3 protein-coding genes (1 of these 3 cut by a window edge) are annotated in these 14,773 nt (G+C 75.5%); all 3 read right to left on the bottom strand.

Annotated elements, in window-relative coordinates; genetic code table 11:
- Positions 1–48: 48 nt before the first annotated feature.
- Tightly spaced (at most 16 nt apart), the 3 genes in view from ACFVT2_RS10590 to ACFVT2_RS10580 form a layout consistent with a single transcriptional unit that may run on beyond the window.
- A complete protein-coding gene (locus tag ACFVT2_RS10590; protein ID WP_390014810.1) occupies positions 49–3,669 on the bottom strand; it encodes a beta-ketoacyl synthase N-terminal-like domain-containing protein in 3,621 nt (1,206 codons plus the stop codon).
- Between the two features lie 16 nt (positions 3,670–3,685).
- Positions 3,686–12,526, bottom strand: a complete 8,841-nt coding sequence (locus ACFVT2_RS10585) for an SDR family NAD(P)-dependent oxidoreductase (RefSeq protein ID WP_390014808.1) — start codon at positions 12,524–12,526, stop codon at positions 3,686–3,688.
- On the bottom strand, positions 12,523–14,773 hold the 3' portion of the coding sequence (locus ACFVT2_RS10580) for an amino acid adenylation domain-containing protein (RefSeq protein ID WP_390014805.1). 21,134 nt of this gene lie beyond the right edge of the window; 2,251 of the gene's 23,385 nt are visible here — the last part of the coding sequence; the start codon falls outside the window, past its right edge; the stop codon is at positions 12,523–12,525. Before ACFVT2_RS10580 ends, ACFVT2_RS10585 begins: the two co-directional genes overlap by 4 nt.

Raw genomic sequence — 14,773 nt, 5'->3', positions numbered from 1 at the left:
CGGGCAAACTCCTCTGTGTCATCGACGGCGTCCTGGGCTCTCGCCGGTTCACGCAAGCAGGGTGCTGATGGTCTCTTCGGGCAACTCGTCGATGCGCTCGATCAGTTCGGCTTCCAGCAGCTGCACCATGTCGGCCAGGGTGCGGGCCTGGAACAGCTCACCGAGGTCGAGCTCGAACGGGAAGCCGCTCTTCAGCCGGGAGATGATCTGGGTGGCCAGGATCGAGTCGCCGCCCACCTCCTGGAAGTCGTCCTCCGGGCGGGCCGTGGTGACGCCCAGTACCTCGCGCCAGGCATCGACCACGAGTTCCTGGAGCGAGCCGCCGGCCGGCTCCTCGGGCGCCGCGGCGTCCGCGGCCACCTCGGCGACCGGCTCCGCCACGGCGGCGACGGCTGCCGGGACCGGGCGTTCCGCCGGGGCCTCGGCACCGGCCCGGTCCGGGACCGTGCGCGCCGCCTCGGCGGAACCCTCCAGCGCCCCTTCCTTCTCGGCCAGGACGACCGCCTGGTACGCCTGGTCCTCGCGCACCGGCGCCGGCGACAGGCTGCGCACCGCCCGGTATCCGCCGCGCTCCAGCGCCTGCCGCCACAGGGCGACGCTGAGCAGCGGGGAGCCCGGCAGCCGGCAGTCGTCCTCGAAGGCCCACCAGCCGCCCATCAGGCCGAAGGTGAGGGTGAAGAAGTCCTGTGCGCGGGTGGTCTCCAGGAGGATCAACACGCCGCCGGGACGCAGGAGTTGCCGGGCGTGGGCCAGGGTGGCGTCGATGTTGCGGGTCGCGTGCAGCACGTTGCAGGCGAGGACGACGTCCTGGCTGCCGGCCTCGAAGCCCTGCCCGGTGGGCGAGGACTCGATGTCCAGCGGCGCGAAGGTCACGAACGGGTGGTCCTTGCCGTACTGGTTGCGCCCGTACTGCGTGAAGCCGCGGGAGATGTCGGTGTAGACGTAGCTCAGCCGCCCGTCCGCGGCGTCCAGTGCGGGCAGCACCTTGGCGGTGGTGCCGCCGGTGCCCGCGCCGATCTCCAGGACGGAGACGGTGGCCTCCGGGTCGCGCTCGCGGCGCGCCCGGACGTACCGCGCGACGAGCCCGGCCACCAGGCCGTTGGTGTCGCCGTCGCTGTGGTACACGGCCTCCACGGCGTCGAACGACCCGCCGGGGAAGAGCACCTCGTGCGCCTTGCGGCGGCCCGTGAGGACCTCGGGGAACTCCTCCAGGCAGATCGTCAGGAGGTGGAAGTACCCGTCCATCTCCGGGTAGTCGGCGGTCACCTCGCGCTTGAGGGCCGCCAGCTCGTCCTCGTCCCAGGTCAACGTCGACGGGTCGGTGACCCGGTCGGTGGTGACCAGTTCCTCGCCGTCAGCGCGCAGGTAGCCGCCGTCGGTGAGGACGCCGAGCAGCCCGTGGAACAGCGCCGCGTGGTCGTCCACCACTCCGAGCCGGCGGGCCAGGTCCGCCTCGCGGTGGCGTTCGCCCGCGGCTGTGAAGACGTCCATCCGGCGCAGCGAGGCGAACAGCATCCGCCGGCAGACCTGGGTCAGCTCGCGCACCATCACGTCGGAGCGCAGCGCGGCTTCGAGGTCCCCGGCCGACGGGTCGGACCGCAGGTGCTCCTCGGCCGCCGCGTCGAGCGCGCCGAGCACGGACGGTACGGCCCCGGGTTCCGGTTGCGCCGGCGCGGGGTCCTGGCCGGCCGTTCCCGGGGCGGTGCCGTCGGCCCAGACGTGCGGGAAGGCGTCGCGGACGAAGGGGTGTCCCGGCAGGGCGAGGCGTCGGGGCGCGCTGCCGGTGTGCAGGCGCGGCCAGTCCACCGTGGCGCCGGTGACCCAGGCGGCGGCGAGGGCGTCGGCGTCGCGGCCGGCGGCGGCCGGGGCCGGCGCTCCCGGGCGGCGGTCGGTGACCTGTCCGCGGTGCGCGCCGGGTACCCCGGTGGCGCCGCCCGTGAACGCGTCGAGTGCGGTGGTCAGTTCGTCCACCGTGCCGGCGGCCACCGCGAGCCGTTCGGGGAACGCCTCGCGGCCCACCTGGAGCGTGTACGCCACGTCCCCGAGCGCCGCTTCGTCGGGTCCGGCCGCCCGCAGGTGGGCGGCGAGCGCCCCGGCCTTCTCGCGCAGTTGGGCCTCGGTCTTCGCGGAGAGCGGGACGAGCTGCCGGCGCCGGGGCACGGCCCGGGCGGGGCGCTCGGGGGCGGTGTACTCCTCGATGATCACGTGGGCGTTGGTGCCGCTGTAGCCGAAGGAGCTCACCCCGGCCAGGCGGGGGGCCGTGCCGTCGGGGGTCCACTCGGCCAGCTCGCGGCTGACGTAGACCGGGCTGTCCTCGAAGTCGGCGTGCTTGTTCTCGTCGCGGAAGTTGGTGGCCGGGGGGAGTTTGCCGTGCCGCAGGCACAGCAGCACCTTGATGGCGCCCAGCACACCGGCGGCGCCCATGGTGTGGCCGATGTTGGCCTTGATCGAGCCGATCGCGCAGAACTGCTTGCGGTCGGTGAACTCCGCGAACGCCTCGGTCAGTCCGTGCACCTCGATCGGGTCACCGAGGCTGGTCCCGGTGCCGTGCGCCTCGATGTAGCGCAGCCGGTCCATGGCGATGCCGTTGCGGCGGTAGACGTCGCGCAGCAGGGCGGTCTGCGCGGGAGCGCTGGGCGAGGTGATGCCGGAGGTCCGGCCGTCCTGGTTGGTCGCACTGCCCCGAATGACGCCGAGGATCCGGTCGTTGTCCCGGACCGCGTCGGAGAGCCGCTTGAGGACCAGGACGCCGACGCCCTCGCCGACCAGCATCCCGTCGGCGTCGGCGTCGAAGGGCCGGCAGGCCCGGCCGGGCGAGACGGTGCCGAGGGCCTCCATGGTGACGAAGGTCCCGGGGTGGTTGGCCACGTACACCCCGGCGGCCAGGGCGAGGTCCGACTCGCCGGACAGCAGCAGTCGCCGGGCGAGGTCGACCGCGACCAGCGACGACGAGCAGGCGGTGTCCACCGTCATCGCCGGGCCGCTGAGGTCCAGTTGGTAGGCGAGGCGGGCGGCCATGATGCTGGTGTCGGAGCCCATCAGGGCGTGCGCGGAGTACTCGGCCTGGGGCGCGAGCCCGGTGCTGCCGACGAGGGTGGCGACGGAGCGGCCGCGCAGCGTCGAGGCGTCCTGGGCCGCGTCCTCCAGGGCGTGGTAGCAGGATTCGAGCAGGACGCGTTGGGCCGCGTCCATCGCCGCGGCCTCGCGCGGGGCGATCCGGAAGAAGGCCGGGTCGAAGAGCTCGCTGCCGGACATGGCGCCGTAGCGTGGCGGCGCGGCGTCCGGGAAGTGCTCGCGCAGCAGTCCGAGGGCGACCGGGTCGTCGACCTCGGTGGTGCGGTCGGTGCCCTGGCTGATCACCTCCCACAGTTCGTCGGGATTCTGCGCGCCGGCGGTGCGGCAGTGCATGCCGATGACGGCGACGGCCTCCGGCGGGGCCTGTCGGTCGAGCTGGGTCCGGACGCGTTCGGCGAGCCGGTCGAGGTCACCGGACTCGGTCACCGCGCTGGTCGACAGGGCCGTGCCGAAGTGCGCGTTGACCGCTTCGGTCAGCGCCACGGCCCGGTCCAGGCCGAGGTCCTGGAAGGAGGTCCGGTTGACCGCCTCGGGGGCGGCATCGAGGACGCGGGCCGCGAGGTCCGCCAGCGCCTGCTTGACGTGGGGCGACATTGACTCTGTTTCTCCTTCAGCTCCGCGGGGCGCGCGGCTGCGCGGTGGTCTCGGCCAGGTGTGCCCGGTTGGTCCGCAGGCGCTCCTCCTCGGTCGAGGAGGTCTGCTTGCGCAGCTGGAACAGGCGGTGTCCGATCCAGCCGTGCCGCAGCGGCCCGGCGAGGTCGGGGTCGGTGTCGGGGTCCGCGGGGTCGTGCGGGAGCAGGTGCTCGATCACGAACCGGTTCCGGGCGAACACCTCGGCCCAGGTACGTGCCGTGGGGACGCTGATCCCGGCGCCGGCGTCGACCAGGTCGCCGCTGAGCGTGCACAGGACGTCCGCGAGGAGGACCTGGCCGCCGTCCACGACCGCCGCGTCCAGGTTCGCGAAGAGCGCGTGCTTGTCCTCGACGCGGTAGCAGCCGCCGACGGTGTACGCCAGGTCGTAGGTGCCCGGGAAGGGGTCGAGCGGGCCGCCGGCGTGGCACATCGCGGTCCGGTCCGCCAGGCCGCGTGCGTCGATCTCCCGCTCGGCGGTGCCGACCAGTTCCTTGTCGCCGGTCACGCCGTGCACGACGAGGTGCGGATGGTCGGCGGCGACGGCGAGCAGCGCTTCCGTGTCGCGGCAGCCGAATTCCATTACGGCGCCGAGCTGTTCCAGGTCCGCGCCGGCGAGCAGCAGCCGGTGCGGGGCCGGGGGCGCCTCCCGGTCGGCGGCCTGCGCGGGGGATCCGGCGGCGACCGGAGCCGGGGCGGGCGCGGCCGGGGCGGCGGGCTTGCGGGCCCCGCGCCCCGTGGTGAGCCGCTGCCGCAGGTAGGCGGCGAGCGCACCGGGCGCGGGCTGGTCGAAGACCAGGGTGACCGGTAGGCGCAGGCCGGTGGCCCGGTTGAGGCGGTTGCGGAGCTCCACCGCCGTCAGGGAGTCCAGGCCGAGTTCGACGAAGCCGGCGTCGGCACCGACCGTCGCCGGGTCGACGACCAGGACCGAGCCGACCTGCCGGCAGACCAACTCCAGGAGCACGGCGTACTGCTCGTCCTCGGGAAGGTCGGCCAGCCCGTCAAGGCCGGCGGGCCCGTCAAAGCCGGCGGGACCTGCGCCGGCGCCGCTGTCCGGCGCGGCGGTGGACGCCGCCCGGGGCACGGACTCCAGCAGTGCGCGGTGCAGCGGATGGCCGGCGCCCGCGTCGGCCTGGGTGCGCAGCGCGGCCAGGTCCAGGCGCATCGGCACCTGGAGCGGCGCGTCGGCGCCGCGCGCCAGGTCGAACAGTGCGAGCCCGTCCGCGGACGGCAGCGGCAGCAGACCGCCGCGGGCCATCCGCCCGGTGTCGCCGTCGCTGAGGTGCTTGGTCAGGCCGGTGGCCTGCTCCCAGTAGCCCCATGCCAGGGAGGTGCCCGGCAGCCCCTGCGCCCGGCGGTGCTGGGCGAGGGCGTCGAGGAAGGAGCTGGCCGCGGCGTAGTTGGACTGGCCGGGGTTGCCGAGCACACCGGCCGCGCCGGAGAAGAGCACGAACTCGGCCAGGTCCGTCCCGCGGGTCAGCTCGTGCAGGTTCCAGGCACCCTCGGCCTTCGGCCGCAGCACCCGGGCGAGCCGGTCTGGGGTCAGCGCGTCGAACACCCCGTCGTCGAGGTCGCCGGCGGTGTGCACGACGGTGCCGAGCGGATGCTCGGCGGGCAGCGCGTCGAGCACCTCCGCGAGGCGGTCGCGGTCGGCGACGTCGCAGGCCACCACGGTCACCCGGGCCCCGGCGGCGGTGAGTTCGCCGGTCAGCTCGGCCGCGCCGGGGGCTTCCGGGCCGCGGCGGCTGAGCAGCAGCAGGTGCCGGGCGCCGCGCTCGGTCACCAGGTGCCGGGCGAGCATGCCGCCGAGGGTGCCGGTGCCGCCGGTGATCAGCACGGTGTGGGCCGGGTCCGGCCGCCGCGGCACCGTCAGGACGATCTTCCCGACGTGGCGGGCCTGGCTCATGAACCGGAAGGCGTCCGGGGCGCGCCGCAGGTCCCAGGTGCGCCGGGGCAGATGGTGCAGGACGCCCCGTTCGAAGAGGTCCACGATCTCGGCGAGGATCTCGCCGATCCGCCGGGGCCCGGCGTCCACGATGTCGAACGCCCGGTAGCGGACGGCGAAGTGCGCGGTGGCGACCTGGGCGGCGTCGCGGATGTCGGTCTTGCCCATCTCCACGAACCGGCCGCCGCGCGGCAGCAGCCGCAGCGACGCGTCGACGAACTCACGGGCCAGCGAGTCCAGGACCACGTCCACGCCGCGGCCGCCGGTGACGGCCCGGAACTTCTCCTCGAAGCCCAGGTCGCGGGAGGAGGCCAGGTGGTCGTCGGGGACGCCGAGGTCCCGTACCGCGTCCCATTTGCCCTCGCTCGCGGTGGCGAAGACCTCCGCACCCAGATGCCGGGCGAGCTGTACCGCGGCCATGCCCACGCCGCCCGCGGCGGCGTGCACCAGGACCGCCTCGCCGGCCTTGAGGCCGCCCATGTCCACCAGGCCGTAGTAGGCGGTGGCGAACGCGACCGGAGCCGCGGCGGCCTGCTCGAAGGACCAGCCGCGCGGCATCCGGACCACGGTCTGCGCATCGGCCACGCAGATCGGGCCGAGGCCGCTGGGGAACAGTCCCATCACCCGGTCCCCGACGGCGAGGTGGGACACCTCGGCGCCGACCTCGGTGACCACTCCGGCCCCCTCGGCGCCGAGCGTCAGCTCCCCGGGGTACATGCCGAGCGCGCCGAGGACGTCGCGGAAGTTGAGGCCCGCGGCCCGCACCTCGACCCGCACCTGACCGGGCGTCAGCGGTGCCTCGGCCGCGGGCCAGGGCAGCAGCGCCAGGTTCTCCAGGGTGCCGGCGCCGGCGGTGTCCAGGCGCCAGGCGGTGCCGTCGCCCGGCGGGACCAGCGCACCGTCCGAACCGAGCCGGGCCAGCCGGGGCACCGTCGCCGCTCCCGCGCGCAGGGCGAGCTGCGCCTCACCGGCGGCGGTGGCCGCCGCGACCGCCGCGGGCAGCGCGGCGGTCGACGCCTCGGCACCGTCCACGTCGACCAGGAGCAGCCGCTCGGGGTTCTCCGCCTGCGCGGCCCGCAGCAGGCCCCACACCGGGGCGTGCACCAGGTCGTCGACGTCCTCGCCGACGTGGGTGGACACCGCCCGCCGGGTCACCACCACCAGGCGCGCCGCGGCCTGGCCCTCGTCGGCCAGCCAGTCCTGCACCAGGCCGAGCACCCGTGCGGTGGCGGCCCGGATGCCGGCGGCCAGGTCGTCGGGCCGCCCGGCGGACAGGGACAGCAGCGCCGTCCCGCCGGCACCGGCGTCGGCCTCGGCGTGGCCGGCGCGGCGCAGGTCGGCGGCGAGGCCCAGTTCGTCGGGGCCGGCCAGGCTCCACGTCCCGGGGCCGGTGGCGGCCACCGGCAGCGGGGTCCAGTCCAGGTGGAGCAGGTCCTCGGGCAGGGCCTGGCGGACCGGGCCCGGGCGGCGGCCGGAGATCGGGCGCAGCACCAGTGAGTCGAGGACGGCCACGGGGCGGCCGGCGGCGTCGGCGACCGCGGCCGAGACCGCGTCGGTGCCGGCGCCCGTCAGCCGCACCCGCACGGTGGCGGCTCCCCTGCCGAACAGCTGCATACCGGACCAGGAGAACGGGAGCAGTCCGCCGCCGTCGCGTACGAAGCCGCCGAAGCCCATGGCGTGCAGGGCCGAGTCGAGCAGCGCGGGGTGCAGGCCGTAGCGGCCCGCGTCCCGCTCGTCGTCGAGCACGGCCTCGGCGAACACCTCGTCGCCGCGCCGCCAGATCGCGCGCAGCCCGCGGAACGCCGGGCCGTAGGCGTAACCGGCGTCGGCCATCACCTGGTAGTAGTCGTCCACCGGCACGGGTTCGGCGCCGGTCGGCGGCCAGACCGCGAGGTCGAAGCCGGCGTCCGGCTCGCCGGCGACGAGCAGTCCGGCGGCGTGCCGGGTCCACGGCCGGTCCTGGTCCGGGTCCGTCCCGCCGGGCCCGTCCGCGGGCCGCGAGTGGACCTCGACCGGCCGGGCCCCGGTCGCGTCGGGGGCCTGCACGACGATCTGGAGCCGCGCGCCGCCCTGCTCCGCCAGGGTGAGCGGCGCCTCAAGGGTGAGTTCCTCCAGCCGTCCGCAGCCCAGGTCCGCTCCGGCGTGCAGCGCCATCTCCACGAAGCCGGTGCCGGGGAACAGCACCGTGCCCGAGACCGCGTGGTCGGCGATCCAGGGGTGCGTGGCGAGCGATACGTCGCCGCTGAACACCGTCCGGCCGTCGGCGAGCGGGACCGCGGAGGTCAGCAGCGGATGGCCGGTCGTCCCCTGGCCGGTGGCCGGGCCGGTCACCTCGGTGGGGCGGGTCGCCGGGGTGGTGTCGTCGACCCAGCAGAGCCGGCGCTCGAACGGATAGGTCGGCAGTCCGGACGTCCGCGCGGGGGTTTCCGCGCCGTGCAGTCCGGTCCAGTCGACCGCCGCGCCGCGCGCCCACAGGTCGGCCACCCGGCCGAGGTCCCGTTCGCGCACGGCGGCGTCGAGTCCGGTGGTGTCGATCCGTGCCGCGGTGGCCGCGAACACCGCGTCGGACGGCCGGCCGCGGCGCCAGCGGGTGAGGTGTCCGCGGAGCTCCTCGACGCCGGAGACGACGACCGCGAGCCGGTGCGTCAGGTCGATCCGGCCGACCTGGAGGGTGTACGCGAGGTCCGCGAGGTCGATCGCGGGCTGTTCCAGGAGGAAGTCCAGCCAGGTGTCGACGTAGGCCCCGAGCCGCTCCTGAGTGTGTGCCGACAGGGTGAAGAGGACCGGTCCGCGGGTGGCCGCGCGGGCGCGGGCCGGGGTCTCGGGCGCCTCCTCCACCACGAGGTGCGCGTTGGTCCCGCCGCCGCCGATGCCGGTGATCCCGGCCCGGCGCGGCACCGGGACGCCGTCCACGACGACCCGGTCCCACGACACCGGGGTGCCGGACAGTGCGAAGGGGAGCCGGTCGAGGTCGATGGCCGGGTTGTACTCCGCCGGGAGCCTGGTCGGGGGCAGGGTGCGGTGCTTCATGGCCAGCACGACCTTGAACAGCTGCGCCATGCCGGCGGACGCCTCGCCGTGGCCGATGTTGGGCTTGACCGAGCCGATCCGGAACTGCCCGTCGGCGTCCGGCCGGTCCGCGAAGACCTGGGTGAGCGCCGTCATCTCGACGGCGTCGCCGATCTCCGAACCGTTGGCGGTGGCCTCCACGTAGCCGACCGTCCGCGGGTCGATCCGCGCGTCGCGCAGCGCCGCCCGGATCACCTCGGCCTGCCGCTGGGCGCTGGGGCTGGTGAACCCGATGGTCCGCCCGTTGTGGTTGACGGCGCTGCCGCGGATCACCGCGCGCACCGGGTCGCCGTCGCGCAGCGCCTGCCGCAGCGGTTTGAGCAGCACCGCGCCGACGCCCTCGCCGGGGACGATGCCGCTGGCCTCGGCGCCGAACGACGCGCAGTCGGAACGGTCGGAGAGCAGCCCCACGGTGGCCAGTTCGACGTACGTGGACGGGTGCAGGTAGAGGTTCACGGCCCCGGCCAGGGCCAGGTCGCAGCGGCCCGAGCGCAGGCTCTCGACCGCCTCGTGCAGCGCCACGTGCGCCGAGGAGCAGGCGGTGTCCACGGCCTTGCTCGGTCCGCCGAGGTCGAACTGGAAGGAGACCCGGTTGACCATGTCGCCGAAGGACGTGCGGGGCATCTCCAGCCGGCCTTCGGAGCCGAACCGGGTGAAGCCGTGCTTCGCGCCGCCCGCGAAGACCCCGATGCGTCCGCGGACGTCGGCGGGGAGCTTGGACGGGGCGTAGCCGGCGTCCTCCAGTGCCTTCCAGCACTCCTGGAGGAACAGCCGCACCTGCGGGTCGGTGTTGCGGGCCTCCTGGTCGGTGAACTGGAACAGCGCGGGGTCGAACGCGTCGAAGCCGTCCAGGAAGGCACCCCATTTGGAGGGGCTCTTGCGGACCACGTCCGCGCCCTCGGGCCGCGGGTCGTAGTGCTCCCGCCAGTCCCAGCGGCGGTGCGGGATCTCGGTGACGGCCGAGCGTCCGTCCATGAGCAGCTGCCAGTAGCGGTGCTGGTCGGGCGCGTCCGGGAAGGAACCGCTCATCCCGATGATCGCGATCCCGTCCTCGACGTCGGCGTCGGCGTCGGCGTCGTCCGTGGTGCCCTCCGCGGACGCGGCGGCGTCCGCTTCCGCCGTGACCTCGTCAACTGACGTGGCACGTAGGGGAGTTGTGGCGGTCTCGGCGGACGCGGCGACCGGGACCGGAACGACGTCGGGGGCGGGCTCGACGGCCGGTGCGGTCCCGGCGGCGGGCACGGCGGCCGCGTCACCCCAGCCGAGGAAGTCCCGGCAGGCGTCCGGGAACAGCTCGACCAGGTGCCCGGCCACGCCCTCGACCTTCGCGAACTCGAAGAACAGCGTCCGCGAGGCCGCCGGGAACGCCTCGCTCAGCAGCTGGTTCAGCCGCGTCCGGGTGATCGAGTCGATCCCGTAGCGGTCCAGTTGCTCCGTGGGGTCGACCTCGCCGTCGGCGGCACCGATCAGCTCGGTGGCCAGCCGCGCGATCCGCTCCTCCAGCGCCGGGGCCAGCCGCTCGGGGCGCTGCTCGCCCCGCGGCGCGGCGGACGGCGCGGCCTGGGCCGGGGCCGGCGGCTCGGGGCGGCGCTCGGCCACCGGCCGGAGGGGCTGCGGTGCGGCGGGTACGGCGGCGGTGATGCCGTGGCGGTCCTTGGCGAACGGGTAGCCGGGCAGCGGCACCCGGCGCCCCGCTCCGCCACGGTGCAGCCGGCGCCACTCGATGGGGCCGCCGCGCACCCACAACTCCGCGACCTGCGCGTACTTGCCGCGCTCCAGCCACTTGCCCACGGCGTCGCGCAGCTCGTCGTCGTCGGCGAAGAGCCGGACGACCTCGCCCCGTCCGTCGGCCTCGCCCAGCCAGCAGTTCTCCGGGAGCTCCTGTCCCGAGGCCAGCGCCCGCAGTCCGGCGAGGAGTTCGTCCCGGTCGCGGACGACCAGCACGGCGCGCGCCGCGAGTTCGGCCCGGCCGAGCTGGAGGGTACGTGCCACATCCGCGAGCGACGGTCCCGCGTCCACGGCGCCGGACCGCTCGCCGTCGGCGTCCCCGGCGGCGTCCACCGCCGCCAGCAGGCGCGCCACGTCGCCGGCGGTCCGGCCCTCGTGGAGCGCGTCGGCGTCCAACCGCGGGCCGAACGCGACCTCCAGGGCCTCGCCGAACCGGGCGAACTGCTCCGGACGCACGCCGTAGGCGTCCAGGCGCTCGTCCGGGTCGATCTCGTCGGCGGCGACGCCCAGGACGTCCGCCAGCACCGCGCACACCTGCGCGGGCGCCACCGGCTGCGGGGCGGGCCGCGGCGGCGCACCGGCTGCGGGCGCCGCCAGATGCGCGGCGAGGACGTCCGCGGTGGCGCGGAGCCGCTCGGTGGTGCGCGCCGACAGCGGGACGATCTGCGGTCCGCCGTCGTCGCCGGTACGGTCCGCCGCGTCGGCGGGCACGTACTGTTCGACGACCACGTGGACGTTGGTCCCGCTGTGCCCGAAGGAGTTCACCGCGGCCATCAGCGGGGCGCCGGAGGTGCTCCGCCACGGCCGGGCCGTCTCGTCCGGGACGAAGGCCGAACCCTCGAAGCCGATCAGCGGGTTGAGGGTGCGCAGGGTCGGCATGCCGACCAGCCGGCCGTGCCGCATGGACAGCAGGACCTTGATCAGTCCGACGACTCCCGCGGGGGCGCCGGTGTGGCCGATGTGCGCCTTGGCGCTGCCGATGGTGCAGAACGCCCGCTCGTCGGTCAGCCGCCGAAACGCCCGCACCAGCGCGTTGGCCTCCACCGGGTCGCCGAGCGCGGTGCCGGTCCCGTGGGCCTCGACGTAGCCGACGCGCTCGGCGGGGATCCCGAAGCGCCGGTAGACGTCGACGACCAGTTCCTCCTGGGCGGCCCCGTTGGGGGCGGTGATGCCGTTGCTGGCCCCGTCCTGGTTCATGCCGGTCGCCCGGATCACGCCGTGGACGTGGTCGCCGTCGGCGAGCGCGTCGGACAGCCGCTTGAGGACGACGACGGCCACCGCTTCGGAGTAGACGGTGCCGTTGGCCTCGGCGTCGAAGGTGCGGCACTGTCCGCTGGGCGACATCGCGCCGCTCTCGACCAGCAGGTCCAGGCCCCGCGCGTCCAGGCCCGCGTTGACGCCGCCGACCAGCGCGAGGGACGACTCCCCCGACCGCAGGCTGTGGCAGGCCAGGTGCACCGCGGCCAGCGCGGACGAACAGGCGGTGTTGACCACCAGTGCGGCGCCGCGCAGGTCGAGGAAGTACGAGAGGCGGGAGGCCACCAGCGCGTCGGAGGCCCCGGTGAACGACTCGTGCGGGTAGCCGGTGGGTTCGGCGCCGATGAACAGTCCGGTGCGGGAACCGGCGAGCTGCTTCGGGTCGAGGGCGGCGTCCTCCAGCGCGTGCCAGCTCTCCTGGAGCAGCAGCCGCTGGTGGTGGCTCATCAGGTCCGCCTCGTGCGGGCGGATGCCGAAGAACTCCGCGTCGAAGCAGTCCCGTTCGGCCAGTGCCCCGCCCCAGCGGTAGCCGCCGGGGTCGTCCGGGGCGAGGTAGTGGTCGGGCAGCTCGCCGTAGGTGACCCGGCCCTCGGTGAGGCGGTGCCAGAACTCGCTGGTGTCCGCCGCCCCCGGGACCTGCCCGGACATGCCGATCACGGCGACGTCCAGCATCTGCGGACGGTCCGGGTGGCCGGCCGCCGGGGGGGCGGGGGTCGGCTCCGGGGCCGGGCGGTGCGCGTCCAGCAGACCGCGTGCCTGCTCGGCGCCGACCGCGCCCCGGGCGTAGCCGTCGAGGATGTCCCGGAAGTTCGCGCTGCTCATCGTTGCTCCCTCGTGGCCAGTTCGGCGTCGAGCAGGTCGAGCACCTCCGCGGCGGAGAGCTCTCCGGCCGCGAAACGTGCCTCCAACGTCACGATCAAGTCGTCCGGTGCGGGTGGCGCCGGCGGTGCTGCGGGCGCCTGCGGCGCGGGTGGCGCCGTGGGCTCCGGTGGGGCGTCGGCCGTGCCGAGCAGGCCGGTCAGGTGGTCGGCCAGCCGGTCGACGGAGGAGAACTCGTACAGGGCGGCGGCGTTGAGTTCGACGCCCAGTTCGTCGGCGATCTGCGTGACGAACGTCGAGCCGGTGATCGAGTCGACGCCCAGATCGGCGAAGGCCGTCGAGGGCGACAGGTCCTCCTTCGGCACCCGCAGCGTCCTGGCGAGCCGCTCGACCAGCAGCCGGCGGATCTCCGGGCGCCGGTCGGCGGCCCCGGACGGGCCGCCCGCGCTCGGTCCGGCCGCGCTCGGTCCGGCCGATGCCGCGGGGCGGGCCGGAGCCGCGGGGCGGGCCGCCGGTGCGCGCATCCCGATGACCTGGCGGTGCCGGTCCGCGCGCAGCAGCCGCACCGCGGTGTCGAAGCAGGCGGCTCCTTCGCCGTCGTCGAGGAAGCCCAGCGTCGGGTAGTCGCGGGCCGCCTCGCCGAACGAGGCCCGCCAGGCGCCCCAGTTGACGATCCCGACCGGGAACGCCGCGGTCCGGCCGACCGAGCGGGCGAACGCGTCGGCGGAGGTGATCCCGGCCGCGTAGGCGGCGTGGGTGCCGGCTCCGCCGAAGGCGAACGCCTGGGCCGAGGAGAAGTAGCAGAGGAAGTCCAACGGCTCGTCCGCCACCGCCTCGTAGAGGTGGCGGGTGCCCGCCGCCTTCACCTCGTAGTGCGCGCGGAACTCGTCCTCGCCGAGGTCGGCGAGGGCGCCCGGCGCCCCGGTGATCCGGGTGGCGCCGGCGAACAGCACCCCGTGGACCTCCCCGAGCAGGGCCTTCGCCGCGGCGATCGCCTGCCGGGCCTGTCGCGGATCGGTGACGTCGCCCTGGACGTAGCCGATCCGGTCGTCGTACAGGGCCGCGCGCACCGCGGGGTCGCTCTGCGGGCGGCGCCCGACGCAGACCACCTTGGCGTCGTACCGGTCGATCAGATGACGGCTGATGATGCGTCCTACGAACCCGCTGCCGCCGACCAGGACGTAGTTGCCGCCCGGCCGGATGCCGGGCAGTCCCGCCTGCGCCGCCTCGGCCGGCGCCACCGGGACGACCTCCTGCCGGTACCGGCGTCCCGCGCGCAGCGCGATGAGGTCGCCGGCCGGGGCCGGGGGCTCGGTGGCCACCGCGGCGGCCACCGCGGCGCGGCCGTCGGGCGTCGCCAGTTCGGCGCTCGACACATCGAGGTTGCGCACCGCGAACCGCCCGGATTCGCGGGCCAGGAAGTAGGCCAGTCCCGCCAGGCCGGCACCGCGCGCCGCGCTGGGCTCCCCATCGACCGACTGGGTGTCCTGCGTGACGACGGACAGGTCCGTGCGCGCGGCGGGGTCGCCCTGCCGGAGGGCCTTGACCAGGCGGAGCAGGGCGAGTTCGGGCGCGGCCGCGGTGTCCGGGCCGAGCGGGCCGGGGCCCGCGACGAGGTGGACCCGGTCGGGTGCCGGTCCGGCGAAGGTGAAGGCGGAGGCGTCGTCGAGGGGGCGCTCGGTCACCTCCGTGGCGCCGCCGTAGCGCCGGTAGTGGTCGGCCAGGGCCGTGGCGAGCGTGGCGCCCGGCGCATCGGTGACGATCAGTACCCGGCGCGGTGCCGGCCCGGCGGCGGGCACCGCCTCCGACGCCACCCAGCGCACCACGGTGAGCAGTCCCTCCGGCGGGACGACGGGCGGGGCGACCGGGGCGGTGCCGGGCGCGGCCGTCGGGCGGTCCGCCCGATCCGCGGGCAGCCGGTCCGGCACGGTGGACGGCGCGGTGGACGGCGCGTCCGCCGAGTGGTCCGTGCGGTCGGTGGGCACCCAGTGCCGTTCTCCGGCGAACGGGTAGGCCGGCAGGCTGACCCGGCGCGGACGGTCCGTTCCCCACCGGGCGGCCCAGTCCACCGGGGCGCCCTCGGCCCAGCGCCGGGCCGTGGTGTGCGGCTCCGTTCCGGACCCCGTCGGGCGCACCCCGTACCGGGCGAACTCCGCCAGCTGACCGAGGAGTTCGGCGGTGGTGCGGGCCACGAAGGCGACCCGGACGGCGAACTCGGCCCGGCCGCTCTGGAGGGTGTGCGCGACGTCG

Source organism: Streptomyces sp. NPDC058000 (assembly GCF_042886435.1).
Classification (GTDB): Bacteria; Actinomycetota; Actinomycetes; order Streptomycetales; family Streptomycetaceae; genus Streptomyces.
The sequence above is the reverse complement of the archived record's forward strand: the minus strand, read 5'-3'. Positions and strand labels throughout refer to the sequence as shown.